Raw genomic sequence first — 16,419 nt, 5'->3', positions numbered from 1 at the left:
TGATGCCGCCGGTCCATTCCCACAGTCATGTTTCCGAACTGCCGGTGCCGAAAAACGACCGGGCAATCGATCTATTCCGCGCGGGCGCGCCATTCTTTCCAGCGGAAGTACAGGTTCGCGCCGATCTCGGCGAAGGGCGACGGCATGAGCTTGGTCGGCTCTTCCTCGGCAAGAAAATGGGCTGAAATTTCAGTCTGCTTTCTCAGCAGCAAATCCGCGGCCCCGATGCCGGTCAGGGTGCTGCGCACGGTGCCCAGACCGTTGTCGCAGCAGGCTGAAAACAGGTTCGGCTCCAGTTCGCGCATCACGGCAACGCCGTTCCAGCTCAGGCACAGATGCCCCGCCCAGCTATATTGCATCGGCACGTCGGGAATGTCAGGAAAACGGTCCGCGAATTTCTCGCGGTGAACCCGTGCGGCGCGCTCGACCAAGGCTTCCGACGGCACCATCTCGGGCAGATAGCTGGCGCAGGTGCGGGTGATAATGCGGTTTCCCCCTTGCGCGGTGTCGATGCGGCGCATCGTCGTGCCCATCGGGTCGGAAGGTGTGATGCCCCAGCGCGGCTGGCCACCCAGCTTGGCGAGGGTGTCCTTGTCCAGCTCGACCGTCATTGAGGCGTAGAGAAACACATGCATCAGCCGCTTGCGGGCGAAGCCGAAGCTTTCGAGATGGCCGTTGTTGGCGAGAATGACCTTGCCGGCGCTGACGCGTCCCTTCCGCGAGACCAGATCCCAACCCGCGCCGGCGCGGACGATCTTCTCCACCGGTGTGCCCTCGAAAATCTGCACGCTGTCCTGCCGCAGACCGGCGGCGAGCGAGCGGACATATCCCGCGGGCTGCAGCATGACGGTGCCCGGCGTGAACAGGCCCGACGTGTAATGGCGGCTGCCGGTCACCTCATGCATGGCCTGTGCGTCGAGCATTTCATTCGCCTCGCCGAGGCGGTCGAGATGGTCGGAATAGCTGACGTTCAGGCTGTGGCCGCTCCGGCCGGCGGCGCCATTGATCTTTCCCGCAGGATCGAAGAAGGCGGGATCAATGCGATAGTCTTCCACTGCCTCGCGCGCGAAAGCGATGGCGGCGCGGTTCAAGCCGATCATGTGCCGGTCGGCCGAGACGCCCTTGCCAGCGTAATCGTCGGATTGCAGGTCGTGCGGCAGGTCGATCATGAAGCCGGAATTGCGGCCCGACGCGCCTTCGGCCATGGCACCGGCCTCCAGCATCGCAATGCGGAGATCCGGCGCATTCTGTTTCAAGCGTCTGGCAGCCGAGAGGCCGGCAAAGCCGCCGCCGACAATGGCGACATCGACGCGGATAACGCTGTCGAGCGGAGACGAGGCCGGCTGGGCGGGGAGGATGGCGTTCCAGGCTGCCGGTCCCCGATGTACCGGCAGCCGTTCAGCCTGGTAGGTTTTCAAGCGACGGCCTCGTCCGCATCGTCGGTGAGGTCGAGCCAGATCGTCTTGATCCGCGTGTACTGGTCATGGGCGTGAATGCCGTTGTCGCGGCCGCCGAAGCCCGAGGACTTGAAGCCGCCGAACGGCGTCGTGATATCGCCTTCGCCGAAGGAATTGACGGTGACGGTGCCTGCACGGATGGCACGGGCGCCGCGGATCGCGCGCTTCGTGTTCGCGGTATAGATCGAGGCGGCGAGCCCGTATTCCGTGTCATTGGCCAGTGCGATCGCTTCGTCGAAGCTCTCGACGGTCAGAACGGACAGGACCGGGCCGAACACCTCTTCGCGAACGATCTTCGCTTGGCGATCCGCAACATCGATGATGGTCGGCTCGACGAAGCCGTCTTTCGCCCTGCCGCCCAGGAGCACGTTCTGGCCCTTTTCGAAATAGGAGCAGACCTTGTCGAAATGGGCTTTCGAAACGAGGGCGCCGACCCGGTTTTCGGGGTTCAGCGGATCGCCCATCGGCCATTCGCGCGCATGGGCGATCATTCGCTTCAACAACTCGTCCTTGACGCCGCGCTGAACGATGAGCCTCGACGAGGCCGAGCAGTTTTCTCCCATGTTCCAGAAAGCGCCGTTGACGACATGCGCGGCGACGCGATCGAGGTTCTCCGCATCGTCTAGGACGACGGCGGGGTTCTTGCCCCCCATCTCCAGGGTCACTTCCTTAAGATTGGATTCGGCTGAGTAGCGTGGGAAGCGTCGGCCAGTTTCGGTGGAGCCGGTAAACGACACCATATCCACGTCCATATGCCGGCCGAGGGGTTCGCCAACTTCTGCGCCGCTGCCGGGAAGCACATTGAAGACGCCGGCCGGAATGCCAGCCTCCATCGCAAGCTCTGCCACGCGAAGCGCCGTCAGAGTCGTTTCCTTGGCGGGCTTGACGATCACGGAGTTGCCGGCCGCCAAAGCCGGGCCGATTTTCCAGGCCAGCATCAGCAGAGGGAAATTCCAGGGCAGCACCAGGCCGACGACGCCCACGGGCTCGCGGACGATCATGGCGATGTGATTGTCCGAGGCTGGCGAGACCTGGTCGTAGATCTTGTCGATCAGCTCGGCATGCCAGGTAAGGCAATGAATAGTTTCCGGGACATCGACATTTTCGCAGTCATAGATGGTCTTGCCGCTATCGAGGCTTTCGAGAACGGCAAGCTCGCGAGCGTTGTGCTTCAGAAGTTTGGCCAGCCGGATGAGGATTTCCTTGCGGGCCGTCGGATGAAGTCGCGACCAGCGGCCGTCCTCGAAGGCGTCTCGCGCCTTCTCGACCGCGAAATCCACATCCTGGGCACTGCATGAGACGACATTGGCCAGGATCTTGCCGGTGGCCGGGTTGACTGTCTCGAAAGTCTTGCCCGAGAGTGCCGGCCGGAAGCTGCCATCAATAAAGGCCTGGGTGGGAAATTCCAGTCCAGCGGCGATCGCCTTGTATTCGTCGTGTGTCAGTAGCTCGCCCATCGTTATGCCTCCGCTTCAATCTGTGCAATCGTGCGCTTCAAGACCCGCACCACCTGTTCAAGCTGGCGCATGTCGCCCTTGTTCAATCCCTTGAGCGGCGGCCGGGGAGGGCCGGCATAGAGACCGCCCATCTCGCATCCATACTTGATGCACTGAATGAATTTGCCGCCCTGCTCGAGCACCCGCATCAGCGGCATCATCGCCGACATGATCCGGCGCCCCTTGTCAAAATTGCCCTCTATGGCGCAGGCCCGATAAAGCGCGATATGTTCTGTCGGCAGGAAGTTCGATCCACCGCAGACCCAGCTGCGCGCGCCCCAGACAAAGAATTCCAGCGCTTGGTCGTCCATGCCGCAGGACATCTGGATATGCGGGTAATCACGGGCCAGCAGATGCACCCGGTTGATATCGCCGGAGCTTTCCTTGATGGCGCGGAAGTTGCGGCTGCGGCCGACGCGGTCGAGGAATTCCTCGCCCATGTTAATGCCCATGCGGCCGGGGTAGTTGTAGAGCATGATCGGGAGATCGGCAGCACGGTCGATCGCCAGCGCGTTCAGGGCATTTTCCCGCTCGGTCGGCACGGCATAGGGAGGGGATCCGACGAGGATTGCAGAGGCGCCGATTTTTGCCGCCGTCTCCGCCACCTGGATCGAATCCTGAAGCCTGATGGCTCCGGTGCCGATGATCAGCGCGACGCGGTCGCCGATGATTTCCTTGGCAAGTGTCGCCAACTCGATCCGCTCATCCATCGACTGGGCGTAGTACTCGCCGGTCGAACCGCCATTGATGATGCCGTGGACGCCTGACGCAACCAGGTATTCGATCATCTTGGCAAAGGCATCGCGATCGATCGAACCGTCGCCGCGATGCGGGGTAATGACCGGCGTGTAGATCCCCTCGAATTTCATGAAATGCTCCTCATGGCATACTGTCAGGTACTCGCCCCAGCGGGACGAAGAAGGATGCTGGCGCGACGAAACTTTCGATCTGGGCGCGCGAAAGCTCCCAATGCGCTATGGCGAGGTCGGCGCAGCCATCTGCGTCGTGCTCCTCGATCAGCCTAATGAATTGATCGTGCTGCTCGACCGCGACTGCGCGCTGATCGGCCAGTTCCGGCCGGCGCGTGTTGTAGAAAATCATGCCGATGCGCGCATGATCGATCAGCAGGCGCCTCAGGCTCGGCATCAGAAACTCGTTGTCGGCCATCTCGCCCATGATCGAGTGAAAGCGCTCGTTCGTCAGGGTCCGCTGCTCGGTATTCCCATCGCGGATCGCTGCGCGGAACATCAGCTGCGTGTCCTTGAGGCGCATGATCTGCGCTGTAGTCGCATTCTGAGCCGCCAATCGGCCAATGGCCGCGTAGATCATCGGCGCGGCGATGAAGAAGTTGCGCAGCGTCTTGTGCGTCATCGGTGCAACCTGCGCGCCGCGGTTTTCGTGAAGGATCACATAGCCTTCACCGGCCAGCTGACGCAGAAGTTCGCGCAACGGCGGGCGCGATATGCCGTAAGCCTCCGAAATTTCGGTCTCATCAAGATAGCTGCCGGGCTCAAGCGCCTCGGTCAGGATTCGGCGGCGCAGGTCTTCAAGGCAATTCAGTTTGTTGCGCTTGGGTTCGCGGATCATTGGGTTTCCTCACACAGGTTTGCCCTGCGCCCTATCTGTGTTCTCTGTAGCCTAGCATAATACATGTTGTCTACTGACAATATTTATGTTGTAAGACTAAAAACAACAAATGGGAACGGGGTGAATGAATAAGCAGCCTCAGGAAGCAGTGATCAGATGTGAGGGCATCTGGAAAGTCTTTGGCGGACGGGCCAAGCAGGCAATCCAATCCATCAAGTCGGGCCAGCTGTCGAAAACCGACATCCGCGATAAGCTCGACTGTGTCGTCGGCGTGCGCGACGCCAGTTTCAGCGTCGGGCGCGGGGAGATCTTCTGTATCATGGGGCTGAGCGGCTCTGGGAAATCCACGCTCATCCGCCATATCAATCGGCTAATCGAGCCCACGGACGGCGCGGTCTATATAGAGGGCCGGAACGTCAATGCGATGGGGCCGAAGGAACTCAGACAGTTGCGCGCCGAAAAGATCGGCATGGTGTTCCAGAACATGGCGCTGATGCCGCACAGAAACGTGCGCGACAACGTGGCCTTCGCTCTTGAAGTCCGTGGCGTACCGGAAGAGAAGCGGCGTGAGGTCGCCCGCCAGGCGATCGAAACTGTCGAGCTGACGGGCTGGGACCTGAAATACCCCGACGAACTGTCCGGCGGCATGCAGCAGCGCGTCGGTCTGGCCCGCGCAATTGCCGCCAATCCGTCGATCCTTCTGATGGACGAGCCGTTTTCCGCCCTTGATCCACTGATCCGTCGGCAGTTGCAGGGCCAATTCATGCAGCTCTCGGCCGAACTGCACAAGACGACGGTCTTCATCACCCACGATCTCGACGAGGCGATTCGCATCGGTGACCGCATCGCGATCATGCGCGATGGCGTGCTCGTTCAGGTCGGCACGCCGGAAGAAATCGTCACCCAGCCGGCGGACGATTACGTGGCGGATTTCGTCGGCGGCATTTCCAAGCTCGATCTCGTCACGGCCGCCAAGGTCATGCAGCCCTTCGAGCAATATCGCCAGCTCAATCCCGGCCAGGAGACAGCCGCCTGGCCGGTCGCCCATCCCGACGACAAGCTCAACACGCTGGTCGACCTCTCCATCGGCACCAGCCATCCCACTCTGGTCAAGGCGGACGACGCCATCGTCGGCGTGGTGACCAAGGATGGCCTGCTGAGAGGCATCCAGGGGCGCCAGGAGATCGGTTCTGTACAGCGGAGGAGCCACTGATGGCCGACGAAAGCTCCAACTGGCTCAATCCGTTCGAAAGCATCGACCTGAACATTGCCGGCCGTTCCGATGGCATCAAGCAATGGGCGATCGACCATCGAGAGGCGATCCAGCCGTTCAAATTCTTCTTCGACGGGCTGATCCAAGGCATCGAGCGCACGTTTCACGCAGTACCGCCGCTGATCATGCTGTTCGTCATTGTCCTGATCGCTTGGCAGGCGGCGGGACGCCGGACGGCGGTCTATGTGGCCGTCGCGCTGACCGTTCTCGGGCTTTTGTCCCCGGAGGCATGGCCGCTGGCGATGACGACCCTCGCCATTGTGGTCGCCGCCGTCGTGCTTGCCGTCGCAATCGGGCTGCCGCTCGGCATCCTGGCCGGCAAGAGCGATCGCTTCGAAGCCCTGCTTCGGCCCGTTCTCGATACGATGCAGACCATCCCAGCCTTCGTTTATCTCGTGCCGGTCGTGATGCTGATCGGAATCGGCAATGTCGCTGGCGTGCTGGTTACGATCATCTTCTCGCTCGCGCCTCTGATCCGTCTGACGTCGCTTGGCATCCGCTCGGTCAATCAAAGCGTGGTGGAAGCGGCACGGGCCTTCGGCGCAACGCCGGCGCAGATCATGTTCAAGGTTGAGTTGCCCATGGCGACGCCGACCATTTTTGCCGGCCTCAACCAGACCATCATGCTGTCCCTGTCAATGGTGGTCATCGCCTCGATGATCTCGGTTCGTGGCCTGGGCAACGAAGTCCTGCGCGCCATGGGTCGGCTCGATGCCGGCAAGGCGATCGTCGGCGGCCTTGGGATCGTGATGCTGGCCATCGTACTGGATCGCATCACACAGGGCCTCGGCCGCTCAGGTCGCGAAAAGGGACACAGAAATTGGTGGCGGACCGGCCCGATCGGCCTCGTCGTGCAACTGATCGACCGCAAAAAATAGGTCGTTCTCGGGAACTAACAACAACTGGGAGTAAGACAATGAAACGACTGTTGACTGTAGGAGCATTCTCGCTGGCGCTAATGGCTCAGCCGGTGCTCGCCAATGACAAGCCGGGTAAGGGCGTCACCGTGCGCCCGATGCTGCCCACCCAAATCGAGGAATTTTTCCAGCATCGGATCCTATTCCGCGCGCTCGAGGACCTTGGCTACACGATTGCGCAGCCGAACGAGGCGGAATATCAGACTATCCACGTCGCGATCGGCGCTGGCGATGCTGATTTCACAGCAGTCAGTTGGGAGACACTGCACAAGGGCTTCTTCGACGAAGCCGGCGGTACAAAGGTGATGAGCCGGGTCGGTAATTATATTGCGGGCGCGCTCCAGGGCTACTTGATCGACAAGGCGACATACGACTCCGGCGTCCATGACCTGAGCCAGCTCAAGGACCCGGTCATTGCAAAGAAGTTCGATTCCGATGGAGACGGCAAGGCGGATTTGGCGGGCTGTATCCCGGGATGGGGCTGCGAGCGCGTCATTGAGCATGAGCTCGACGAATACAAGCTCCGCGATACGGTGACCCATAACCAGGGCTCCTACCAGGCGATGATGGCCGACACGATCGCCCGCTTCAAGACCGGCAAGCCCGTGCTCTACTACACGTGGACACCGTACTGGGTGTCCGGCGTTCTCGTTCCCGGCAAGGATGTGGAATGGCTGAGCGTTCCCTACACCTCGCTTCCTGACGGCGCGAAGCTGAATACTGAATTCAATGGAAAGAACCTCGGCTTTGCCGTCGATAACATCGGCGTGGTGGCGCGCAACGACTTCCTTGTCAAAAATCCGGCAGCCAAGAAACTTTTCGAAGTCGCGAAGCTCGATATCAACGACATCTCGGCCGAAAATAAGCTGATTACGGACGGCCAAAAGACATCTGCCGATATTGACCGCCATGTCGCCAACTGGATCAAGGCGAACCAGGCGACCTACGACAGCTGGCTGAAGTCCGCCCGCGACGCCGCCAAGTAAAGTTGAAGACGGGCGCTTTCACAAGCGCCCACTCTTTTCGTCTGCAACATTCGGTAAACACGCTTCTTATCGATGTGACAGACGCCGGCTTTACCTTTGATGAAAACACGTGGTTGGGAAAGTCATGAGCTTTAACGGAAAGACAGCGCTTGTTACGGGCGCAGCCGGAGGGATAGGGGCTGCCATCGTCAGGCTGCTCCGCTCGGCCGGTGCAAGGGTCGCGGTTGCGGACCGGGACGTGTCCGCAATCGAGGCGGAAGCCGGATTTCCTGGGGATCTTCTCGACGATGCCTATGCCGACGGCCTACCGGCGGCCGCGGCGCAGGCGCTTGGTAGCCTCGACATACTCGTTAACAATGCCGGGGTGATCACCCGCGGGAACGTCGTCAACACGTCAGACGCAGATTGGAACCTTTCGCTCGGCGTCAATGTCCGGGCGCCCTTTCGCCTGTGCCGTGCTGCCATTCCGATCATGGAGAAGCAGGGCGGTGGCGCGATCGTCAATGTGTCCTCTTGCTGGGGTGTGCGGGCCGGTCCCAACCATGCCGTTTATTGCATGACGAAGGCCGCGATTGCTTCCCTGACGCAGTGCATGGGCATGGATCATGCGCACCAGAACATTCGCGTCAACGCAGTCTGCCCCAACGAGGTAAACACGCCGATGCTCCGCACCGGTTTCATCAAGCGCGGTTTTGATCCGGACACCGCCGTCGCCGAGCTTGGCAAGACCGTGCCGCTCGGGCGCATCGCCGAACCGGAAGACATAGCCGATGTTGTTGTATTTCTGGCCTCGGACGCCGCGCGCTACATGTGCGGCTCTCTCGTCGAGGTCAACGGTGGAAAGCCGGTCGGATGAAAAGATTTGATGGAAAGGTCGCGCTCGTCACGGGTGGACGCAGCGGCATTGGTCTTGCGATAGCACGTCGCCTGCGGGACGAAGGGGCGCGCGTCTTTACGGCGCAGCGCGGCGAGGATCATGAGTTCGAAGGCATCGCTGCCGACTTCACCATCCCCGCGAGTGCAAGCGGCACGGTCGAGGAAGTCCATGAACGAGCGGGCCGGCTCGACGTACTTATCAACAATGCAGGCATCATGCAGGAGGCGCTGGTCGAAGAGATGAGTCTTGACGACTGGCAGAAGACGATGGCGGTGAACATAACCGCCCCCTTCGTCATGATAAAGGCGGCGCTGCCGCATCTGCGTGTGTGTGGCGGCACGATCGTCAATATCGGCTCGATCGAAGGATTGGGCTCCAACCCTAAACATGCGGCATATTGTGCCTCCAAAGCCGCGGTTCACGGACTGACACGGGCAGTGGCAGTCGATCACAGCGCCGAAGGAGTTCGATGCAACGCAGTTGCTCCGGGCTGGATCGACACCGATCTGAATCAAGACTTCATTGGAAGCATGCCGGACCCGGCTGCCTTCCGGCGAAACATACGCAAGATTCATCCCGTCGGCCGCACTGGCAAGCCGGAAGAGGTCGCAAGCCTGGTTGCATGGCTGGCATCGTCTGAATCCTCTTTCGTCACAGGGCAGGTGTGGACGATAGACGGTGGCCGCATGGCCAAGCTAAGCCTGCCCCAGTGACATCAAGCAGCGCGCCAATGACAGGCGAGAAGGATGATTCATGCGGCAGGAACACTTTAAAAAGGCGGAACACAAAGAGGATACCAAGCGCCTCAAGGTCGGGTTCGTCCTTGCCAGATCCTTTACACTTTCGGCATTCGCCATGTTCATCGACACGTTGCGGCTCGCCAGCGACCAGAAGGACCGATCGGGTCGAGTGCTTGCTGACTGGCAGGTCCTGGGAAGTACCCGGCATCTGATCCCGTCAAGCTGCGGCATTCAGGTGGCACCGACATCGGATTTCGTGGACCCGACCTTGTTCGACTACATTGTCGTCGTCGGCGGTCTTTTATCCGTCTCTCAACCGGTCGATCAGGATACGATCGCTTTCCTGAAGCAGGCTGCTTCGCATCGCGTGCCGCTGATCGGCGTTTGCACCGGCTCTTTCATCCTGGCGGAGGCAGGATTGATGAGAGGGCACGAGGTTTGCGTAAGCTGGCTTCACTATCAGGCTTTTCGTGAGAGGTTTCCCGAGCTCAACGCGCGGTCGGACCGACTTTTCCATCTTGATGGCCGCCGTGGATCCTGTGCCGGGGGGAGCAGTGCCGCCGATCTCGCGAATGTTTTGGTTGAGCGCCACATCGGACGCGACGCCGCCAGAAACGCACTGGAGATCTTGCAGATCGATAGAGCAAGGTCGGCCAAGGATTGCCAGGCAAGGCGCCCAATCGGAATAGAAGCCGATGATCCGAGGATCACTTCCGTGCTGATCACGATGGAGCAGAATCTCGAGGGCGATCTGTCGCTCTCCGGCCTCGCCAAATCGGTGGGCCTTTCCCGGAGACAATTGGAACGGCTGTTCGAGGAGAAGGCGGGTTCTTCGCCGGGGGCCGCCTATCGAATGATCCGGCTGGAGCGTGCGAAGGAACTGCTGCAAAACACCAATCGGGCCACCATCGATGTTGCATTCGACGTCGGCTTTGTCAGCGCCTCGCATTTCACGAAGGCGTTCAAGCAGGTCTTCGGGCAGACACCATCGAGCCTCCGGGCTTCGTGTGCCGGAGCTTCCGGACGCGCAGGATAGTCTGGTGCGTCTGCTCACGCAGGTTCGGCATCGGACGCATAGGGATATCGAGACGAATGGCATGCCGAGAGACATGAAAAACGACGCTTCCGGCAACGGATTTTCACCGCAACTGACCTATGACGGAGCCGTACCGCACCTGACGTGGCAAGGCGCGGTCCAGGCGCTAAGGCTCGGACACCTGCTTCCAAGGCCGCAGCGGCAGGATCTGTTGATCGGACCCTCGTCCGGAAACTGCTCAACCGCGCCGCTTTCATCGAGGGTCTGGTGTTGAGTTTCAGCAGGATTTGATCCGCTTTTTCGTTTCGTGTTAGCCCACCAGACTCGGTATAGAGAATTGTCCGCAAACAACTTGTAATCAGCTGGAGCGGATCACGGCGAAATGGAAATCCGGATCAAACTCATATAAAAATTGACACATGTGGGCCTACACCACGGAAGAGATCGATCGCCTTCTCCCGAACCCCGATCAGGCGGAGACACGACGAGCGGCCCGAGCGGAGCTGGCGGCACGCCGTGCCAACTGGAACACGGGTGACGCCCGGATCGGTTACTCCAGCGCCAAGAAGGCGGAGACGGAAATTGCATAGGTCGAGGGCGCCTTGGCAAAGGAGCTGTGGAGCACCTCATCTCGATCCATCGCCGGCATCGCTGCGAAGCTGCACTGTGTGCTGGAGACAGAGGACCCCGGCTCGGGCCTGGAGGAAGCGCCGTGGCCGGAGCTCAGAACCATCCTTTCTGATCTGGTGCAGATTTGCGGCAGCCGGCATCCAGGGTGACCTGCTGACAAGGGGCGTAAATATTCGCTTTCCGAAATCAATAAGCTGGCGCAGCCGGCTGCCTCCCCTGACATTGCGCATCACTGCTCCGTTAATTCTATTGCGGAAGGTATCGGATGTCCGACGGAAACAAAGAGATAACCGCGAGCGGCGCCGGCCGCCTACCTCGGCCATCGGCGCACCGCCTACATCGACGGCGGACATAACTGGTGTTTCCTGACGATGACGCTATCTACAAGGGGTGGGTCTCTCCTTCGTGAGAGTTCACGACATTATGTAGGGAGGTCAATCATGAAGTTCGGGCAATTCTGCGGTTTGATTGCAGATGAAATGGATCTTCAGCATAGCGACTTCTTGTTGAGCGCGGAGATTCTTTTCGCTTTGGATCCGGCCGGGGCAGCCGGAGAGACTACTCTGTCACTGCCGGACCGCCCGGTATCAGCCAAAGACGCTGCATTGCTGATCTGCCTCGTCGTTGCCATGGATCATGGGCATGTCGATCCGGCGCAATGTGCCGAAGCTGCCGACGATATCGCTGCCATGGGGCAGAATCTTTCAACCTTGATTGATGCCATCGAGCAGGGCGAGGGTGCGGTCCTGGACACCAGCGGCCGATTAGTGGCCCAGGTGGTCGTCCCTCGGAAGTTGACCGCAAGGATTTCGCCGCTGATCACCGGAGGGGTGGTGGCCCACCTCAGATCTGTTTAGCGGCAAAACCATGACCCGTCCACGGTTGGTTCCCCACAGAGTGTTTCCGGCCTACGCCTACTTGCCGGGCCGACAGCCGCATCCTGTTCGCGATCCAGCGGGACATAGTTATCAGATGCAGCCTGTGCATCTTGTCGCCACAGTTGAATCTGAGGAATTCTCATGGGGTGAAGACCTGTTCAACCACGGCTACTATTGGGAGGCTCATGAGGCTTGGGAAGGGCTTTGGCAGGTTGCGGACAAGGGCAGCGATATCCGCGCCCTCCTCAAAGGCCTGATCTTGCTGTGCGCCGCCGGTGTAAAAATCAGGGAAGGTAAGCGCGTCGCAGCCAAGCGACACGCCGGACGCGCGGCGGCGTTGTTCCGAGAACTGATACATCGGCCGGACGATGCCTTTGAACAGGCACTCGGCCTGCGGTCACAAGCGCTTGCTGGCTATGCAGAGGCAATCGCAGTCGCTCCGCCGATTTTGCAGCGAGCGGACGAAGGGCAGCCTGAACCGGTCTTTAGTTTCATCCTTGGACGCGAACTTGCAGGCCATGAACTGTAAAGCGGCGTAGGGGCACAGTGCCGATCGAGCAACATAAGTATTTGTTTTTGTTGATGCAGGTGGCGTCACTGCGGCATGCTTATTTACACGGTGCGAGACGGATTTACCTCCAGTGGCCTCTGCTGAGGGTGTTTCGCTCGGATGTGCCGGCATGGCGGAATTTGCGCTCGACCTGCAGCGCGTGCACGGCATTCCGGTGGTCGATGGCGTAATAGCGCATGTCAGCGGCGAATAGAAAGCGGCCACCCCTCGTATAGAGGGTGGCCGCGGTCACCCATTCGCTCTGTTCGATGAACCCCGTCACGTTCGAAGGGGGTTCGGGTATATACGATCATCATGATGCCGAAGGCTCATGAGGCTCAATGGGTTGCGCCTGAAAAACTGGGCAGCCCGCATAGCAAAGGCCGGCTGCGTTCGGATGGGTGATACCCGGTGAGATAGGCGCATCGTATGCTTTCGTCTCTCCTTGATTTGCCTGGGACGTCAACTTCCGTCTGGCTGGGCCATGATTGAAGCAGTCGGGTTCATTTGCCATGCTGAACGTCGCTTTGTTCGGGCAAGGATTTTTGATCAAATGCCGCCCCAAGATTGCAACGCTCAGAGGCGGTTGGATGAAGACCAATTTGTTCGGTGATCATGGTGAAACTTGCAGCTTACTGCTGTGCAGGTATGGCTTTCTGAAGCTTTTCCTGAACTTTCTGAACAAGTGCCGGATCCTTCTGCGCGGCTGTTAGAATCACGTTGTACTCCTCGACCGACATGCCCGGAGAGGCCTCGACCGCCTGAACCATCTGTTTGCCGGCCTCGGCCTGCAGCTGTTGCTTCGCGGCTGCGTCCGGCGTGGCTCCGATCTTGGCCGAATATTCCTGCCTGACCTTGTCCACCTGGAGATATGCGACTGCAAAGGCCTCAATTTTCTGATCGCTGACGGCGCCAGCCGCACCATTGCTATCTGCTTGCCCTTGAATCGGCTGCTTCTCTGGAGTTGCCTGCTGCGCGGACGCAGGATTGCTGAGAAACATCAAGCTCAAGAGGGCAGTGGTCAGCGATGCAGGAGCGATATAACGAGTGATCATTTTCATTCCTTTTTGATGGTGCAGCGTGAATGACAGCATGTTGGCCCAGCCGTTGATTAGGGTTGGGAAAATATCCGGCGACAATGTGGCTCTCAGAAGTTATCTAGGCGGCAATAGCGAGGCGATCTGCTGGCGATTGGGTGGCGACTTTATAGCGCCAGATTTTCGGCGGGTAGCGTCTAACTCGACCGGAGATGTGAAGATCCGAGGTTCTCGATGAGGTGCGGAAACGGCATGCCAGGCGAGCGGTCCCTCCTCAATATCGATGAGATTTATATCGCGTCCGCCATCCCCAGCGGCGAGATATCCGATGGAATGCTTTATTCAGAGGGAGTGCTCATCGCGGCGGAGCTCGGGGGCAATCGCGAACCTACGAGAGCGGTACTAAATGGAAGCATGTGCGATGTGTGTTGCAGCCGCCTGTTCGTAGATGCCGCACGCCAGACCAAGACGATGATTATCGGCTGGTCGATCTTCAGGATCGGTTAGGGGGAACGGCTCGCCCGAGCTGCTTGAATATCCGTCTCCGACATTGCCCTATATTTTCAGGGCGTTGGCGTCTCGAATGTAGTGGCCACCGGTTCGATACCATTCAAGAGCCTAAGTCTGGCACCTTCTTCAAGTTCCGAACTGTCAAAGTTCGGCCACGATGAAGCTCGGCGCGACGACCTCCTCTTATGTCGTCTATTGGCGAATGACGATCAAGGGCCCGAGGCGGGTCACTTTCACGCCGAGGGCCTTTGTCACGAAGGCAAGCGCGTCATCGGTGTTCGCAACCTTGGTCGTGCCGCTGACGCGGCGGTCGGCCAGCGCCGAACTCGCAACGACGATGCGGCCGTAAAAATGCCGGCTCATCTCCTCGATGACGTAGGAAAGCGGCGCATTGTCCACGGCGATCTGGCCGCGCCTCCAGGCGAGCGCTACGAGACCATCGGCCGGCGAGACAACCGTCTCCTTTCTCGCATAGTCATAAATCGCTTGCTCGCCTTGCTTGCAACGGACGGAAGCTCAATGGGGCCGCCGCAGCATCGGGACGAGCGTCGGCGACGACCCGACCTTGATCGCGCCGGATGCAATCTGGCCAGCACATGGAAGCGCAATCCCGCTGAGTTCTGTACCGGCATCGTCGATCAGCAAGGCGCGAAAAGCCGGTGGTACAACGGCTGTGATTACACCGCTGCAAAAAAAGAGGCTGCTCCGTGCAGCAGGACAAACGTTACCATCAACCAGCTTCGTGCGGACGGTGCCGGGGTGGACCGCAACCAGCACGGCCTGTGGATGCGTGCGGACATGTTCGGTGGAGGCTGTGCGAACAATCTGATTGATTGAGCGCCGATTTGCACAAGTCTAAGCGTCGTCGCAAATCAAATCCTGGCCGAGCAGTTGAAATACCCTCCATGCCGCCCGGGTCAAAGGGACCGAAGCAACCCCGTCGTCATCACGTTTTGAAATGAACAGAAACTCAAAATGACTTCCTTTTTCCGCGCCGCCGCGGTCTTGTGACAATCAAAGGGCGTTCGAGTCATTGCTCGGCGACATGTAAACCAAAGAGCCAAACGTATGGAAAACCCGGTCGCATTGAACCGCCTGTCCGAAAATACCATCTTCCGAAAGGGCGACGTGTTCGTCCTATTCGGTGAGCTTTTCGGACGCGGATACGCCACAGGCTTGCTGGACGAAGCCCGCAAGGCTGGCATGGACATCGTCGGCATTACCGTTGGACGGCGCGACGAGAACAACTTTTTGCGTCCGCTTAACGCCGAGGAGTTGTCAGCGGCCGAGTCCCGGCTGGGTGGGAAGATCATCAACATTCCCTTGATGGCGGGTTTCGATCTCGACGCGCCCGAAGGCGGTCCGACGCCGACCGACCTGCTTGCTGCGATGACGCTCGAGAACTGGCAGCAGGAAAAGCTTGACGGGGATTACGTTTCGCAATGCCGGGCGATTGCCACCAAGCGGTTCACAACAGCTCTTTCCGAGGTAATGGCCATCCTCGATGGCATGATTGTGAGCGGCAGGAATGTACTCTTTGCCCACACGATGGCTGGAGGCATCCCGAAGGCGAAGGTATTTCTCGTCGTCGCCAATCGAATCTACAAGGGACGCGGAAGCCGTCATATGTCGTCGCAGGCGCTGCTCGACAGCGATATGGGCAAGCTCATCCTGCAAAATTTCGATGACGTCTCCGCAAACACCTACCGACACCTCATCGACTTTAGCGCGACCATCCGTGAGCGTGTTGAGGCATCGGGTGGGCAGGTCCGGTATACGGCCTACGGCTACCACGGATCGGCAGTTCTCATCGACGGGAGCTATCGCTGGCAGACCTACACGAACTATACCCAAGGCTACGCCAAGATGCGGCTTGAGCGTATCGCGGAGGATGCGTGGGCCACGGGTGTAAAGGCTACGGTCTATAACTGTCCCGAAATCCGCACGAATTCCTCCGACGTATTCACCGGGATCGAGCTGCCGCTGATCCCGTTGCTGCTTGCGTTAAAGAAGGAGAACGGCGGGCGATGGGCAGAGGAGCAGTGGCTGGCATGCCAGCACCTTCTGGCGGACGGCTTCACCATGGATGATGTCTTCCGCAAAATCACCGCCATGCAGGCCAGCGACGTCATGCGCCCGTTCTACGATTTCTCGGCGTGGCCGATGGCAAATAGCCAGGCACAGGCCGATTTAACTATCGGCACGTCCAATGAAATCACCGCCATGCACCGTGGCACCAAGGCAATGATCAGCGACCATTTGAGCGGCCTCGTGGTCGAGGCGACCGGGCAGCTTATTTTTGGCGAATCCTCGAACCCATCGGGGCCTGTCCAGTGGCTCAATCACGATATCGTGGCGCGGCGGCTGAATGTCTCCCACGATCAATCGGAAACCGCCGCTTCGATGACCGCATCCTCATCGCTCGAAATGGCTTGACGCTAGCAG

Annotated in this window: 18 protein-coding genes; 12 read left to right on the top strand and 6 right to left on the bottom strand. The window is 59.5% G+C overall.

All coding sequences use genetic code 11. The features are described from left to right. Positions 1–71: 71 nt before the first annotated feature. From RG540_RS28770 to RG540_RS28755, 4 genes are read right to left on the bottom strand one after another with little or no spacing between them, the layout of a single operon-like run. A complete protein-coding gene (locus tag RG540_RS28770; protein ID WP_041365623.1) occupies positions 72–1,418 on the bottom strand; it encodes an NAD(P)/FAD-dependent oxidoreductase in 1,347 nt (448 codons plus the stop codon). Further along, positions 1,415–2,914: an aldehyde dehydrogenase gene (locus RG540_RS28765; RefSeq protein WP_041365620.1), complete on the bottom strand. Its 1,500-nt coding sequence runs from the start codon at positions 2,912–2,914 to the stop codon at positions 1,415–1,417. The genes RG540_RS28770 and RG540_RS28765 overlap by 4 nt, the downstream gene beginning before the upstream one ends. A 2-nt stretch (positions 2,915–2,916) precedes the next feature. After that, the gene (locus RG540_RS28760) at positions 2,917–3,822 is read right to left on the bottom strand and encodes a dihydrodipicolinate synthase family protein (RefSeq protein WP_041365618.1); all 906 of its coding nucleotides are present in this window, start codon (positions 3,820–3,822) and stop codon (positions 2,917–2,919) included. A 10-nt stretch (positions 3,823–3,832) separates the two neighbouring features. After that, on the bottom strand, positions 3,833–4,540 hold the full coding sequence (locus RG540_RS28755; protein WP_041365616.1) for a GntR family transcriptional regulator: 708 nt from the start codon (positions 4,538–4,540) through the stop codon (positions 3,833–3,835). Positions 4,541–4,664: 124 nt separating this feature from the next. Between RG540_RS28755 and RG540_RS28750 the strand changes: the two genes are divergently transcribed. The 10 genes from RG540_RS28750 (at position 4,665) to RG540_RS32650 (ending at position 12,641) form a co-directional block, all read left to right on the top strand. Then, positions 4,665–5,753, top strand: a complete 1,089-nt coding sequence (locus tag RG540_RS28750) for a quaternary amine ABC transporter ATP-binding protein (protein WP_041365614.1) — start codon at positions 4,665–4,667, stop codon at positions 5,751–5,753. Further along, positions 5,753–6,691, top strand: coding sequence for an ABC transporter permease (locus RG540_RS28745; RefSeq protein WP_041365612.1), 939 nt, complete (start codon positions 5,753–5,755; stop codon positions 6,689–6,691). Before RG540_RS28750 ends, RG540_RS28745 begins: the two co-directional genes overlap by 1 nt. A gap of 38 nt (positions 6,692–6,729) precedes the next feature. Continuing rightward, a complete protein-coding gene (proX, locus tag RG540_RS28740) occupies positions 6,730–7,716 on the top strand; it encodes a glycine betaine/L-proline ABC transporter substrate-binding protein ProX (protein ID WP_041365610.1) in 987 nt (328 codons plus the stop codon). Positions 7,717–7,840: 124 nt separating this feature from the next. Further along, entirely contained in the window at positions 7,841–8,572 is a 732-nt protein-coding gene (locus tag RG540_RS28735) for an SDR family NAD(P)-dependent oxidoreductase (protein WP_041365608.1), read from the top strand. Next, positions 8,569–9,306 (top strand): SDR family NAD(P)-dependent oxidoreductase, encoded by a 738-nt coding sequence (locus RG540_RS28730; protein ID WP_041365606.1) that lies wholly within the window; start codon positions 8,569–8,571, stop codon positions 9,304–9,306. Before RG540_RS28735 ends, RG540_RS28730 begins: the two co-directional genes overlap by 4 nt. Before the next feature lie 40 nt (positions 9,307–9,346). Continuing rightward, complete coding sequence (locus tag RG540_RS28725) at positions 9,347–10,369, top strand: GlxA family transcriptional regulator (RefSeq protein ID WP_041365604.1); 1,023 nt, start codon at positions 9,347–9,349, stop codon at positions 10,367–10,369. Between the two features lie 419 nt (positions 10,370–10,788). Further along, positions 10,789–10,959 carry a hypothetical protein gene (locus tag RG540_RS32655; RefSeq protein ID WP_155414752.1) on the top strand — a complete coding sequence of 57 codons (171 nt, stop codon included), beginning with the start codon at positions 10,789–10,791 and terminating at the stop codon, positions 10,957–10,959. 480 nt (positions 10,960–11,439) lie between these two features. Beyond that, positions 11,440–11,856: a hypothetical protein gene (locus tag RG540_RS28720; RefSeq protein ID WP_041365601.1), complete on the top strand. Its 417-nt coding sequence runs from the start codon at positions 11,440–11,442 to the stop codon at positions 11,854–11,856. Between the two features lie 115 nt (positions 11,857–11,971). Next, entirely contained in the window at positions 11,972–12,406 is a 435-nt protein-coding gene (locus RG540_RS28715; protein ID WP_051909882.1) for a DUF309 domain-containing protein, read from the top strand. 112 nt (positions 12,407–12,518) lie between these two features. Then, positions 12,519–12,641 (top strand): aspartate/glutamate racemase family protein, encoded by a 123-nt coding sequence (locus RG540_RS32650; protein ID WP_407668942.1) that lies wholly within the window; start codon positions 12,519–12,521, stop codon positions 12,639–12,641. Positions 12,642–13,059: 418 nt separating this feature from the next. On the opposite strand, the gene RG540_RS28710 is transcribed toward RG540_RS32650, so the two are convergent. Both RG540_RS28710 and RG540_RS33355 read right to left on the bottom strand, forming a co-directional pair. After that, positions 13,060–13,482, bottom strand: coding sequence for a DUF4168 domain-containing protein (locus RG540_RS28710; protein ID WP_041366532.1), 423 nt, complete (start codon positions 13,480–13,482; stop codon positions 13,060–13,062). Positions 13,483–14,166: 684 nt separating this feature from the next. Then, positions 14,167–14,373 (bottom strand): FecR domain-containing protein, encoded by a 207-nt coding sequence (locus RG540_RS33355; protein WP_051909881.1) that lies wholly within the window; start codon positions 14,371–14,373, stop codon positions 14,167–14,169. Positions 14,374–14,493: 120 nt separating this feature from the next. On the opposite strand from RG540_RS33355, the gene RG540_RS28695 reads away from it, so the two are divergent. Next, positions 14,494–14,811, top strand: coding sequence for a hypothetical protein (locus RG540_RS28695; RefSeq protein WP_041365595.1), 318 nt, complete (start codon positions 14,494–14,496; stop codon positions 14,809–14,811). Between the two features lie 231 nt (positions 14,812–15,042). Next, the gene (locus RG540_RS28690; protein WP_041365593.1) at positions 15,043–16,410 is read left to right on the top strand and encodes an enoyl ACP reductase FabMG family protein; all 1,368 of its coding nucleotides are present in this window, start codon (positions 15,043–15,045) and stop codon (positions 16,408–16,410) included. Positions 16,411–16,419 lie beyond the last annotated feature (9 nt).

The sequence above is a fragment of the Neorhizobium galegae bv. orientalis str. HAMBI 540 genome, assembly GCF_000731315.1.
Taxonomy (GTDB): domain Bacteria; phylum Pseudomonadota; class Alphaproteobacteria; order Rhizobiales; family Rhizobiaceae; genus Neorhizobium; species Neorhizobium galegae.
The sequence above is the reverse complement of the archived record's forward strand: the minus strand, read 5'-3'. Positions and strand labels throughout refer to the sequence as shown.

Coding starts and splice junctions, on each gene's coding strand:
- RG540_RS28765 (WP_041365620.1), bottom strand. CDS start 2,914: ATGGGCGAGCTACTGACACACGACGAATACAAGGCGATCGCCGCTGGA.
- RG540_RS28760 (WP_041365618.1), bottom strand. CDS start 3,822: ATGAAATTCGAGGGGATCTACACGCCGGTCATTACCCCGCATCGCGGC.
- RG540_RS28755 (WP_041365616.1), bottom strand. CDS start 4,540: ATGATCCGCGAACCCAAGCGCAACAAACTGAATTGCCTTGAAGACCTG.
- RG540_RS28750 (WP_041365614.1), top strand. CDS start 4,665: ATGAATAAGCAGCCTCAGGAAGCAGTGATCAGATGTGAGGGCATCTGG.
- RG540_RS28745 (WP_041365612.1), top strand. CDS start 5,753: ATGGCCGACGAAAGCTCCAACTGGCTCAATCCGTTCGAAAGCATCGAC.
- proX (WP_041365610.1), top strand. CDS start 6,730: ATGAAACGACTGTTGACTGTAGGAGCATTCTCGCTGGCGCTAATGGCT.
- RG540_RS28735 (WP_041365608.1), top strand. CDS start 7,841: ATGAGCTTTAACGGAAAGACAGCGCTTGTTACGGGCGCAGCCGGAGGG.
- RG540_RS28730 (WP_041365606.1), top strand. CDS start 8,569: ATGAAAAGATTTGATGGAAAGGTCGCGCTCGTCACGGGTGGACGCAGC.
- RG540_RS28725 (WP_041365604.1), top strand. CDS start 9,347: ATGCGGCAGGAACACTTTAAAAAGGCGGAACACAAAGAGGATACCAAG.
- RG540_RS32655 (WP_155414752.1), top strand. CDS start 10,789: ATGTGGGCCTACACCACGGAAGAGATCGATCGCCTTCTCCCGAACCCC.
- RG540_RS28720 (WP_041365601.1), top strand. CDS start 11,440: ATGAAGTTCGGGCAATTCTGCGGTTTGATTGCAGATGAAATGGATCTT.
- RG540_RS28715 (WP_051909882.1), top strand. CDS start 11,972: ATGCAGCCTGTGCATCTTGTCGCCACAGTTGAATCTGAGGAATTCTCA.
- RG540_RS28710 (WP_041366532.1), bottom strand. CDS start 13,482: ATGATCACTCGTTATATCGCTCCTGCATCGCTGACCACTGCCCTCTTG.
- RG540_RS28695 (WP_041365595.1), top strand. CDS start 14,494: ATGGGGCCGCCGCAGCATCGGGACGAGCGTCGGCGACGACCCGACCTT.
- RG540_RS28690 (WP_041365593.1), top strand. CDS start 15,043: ATGGAAAACCCGGTCGCATTGAACCGCCTGTCCGAAAATACCATCTTC.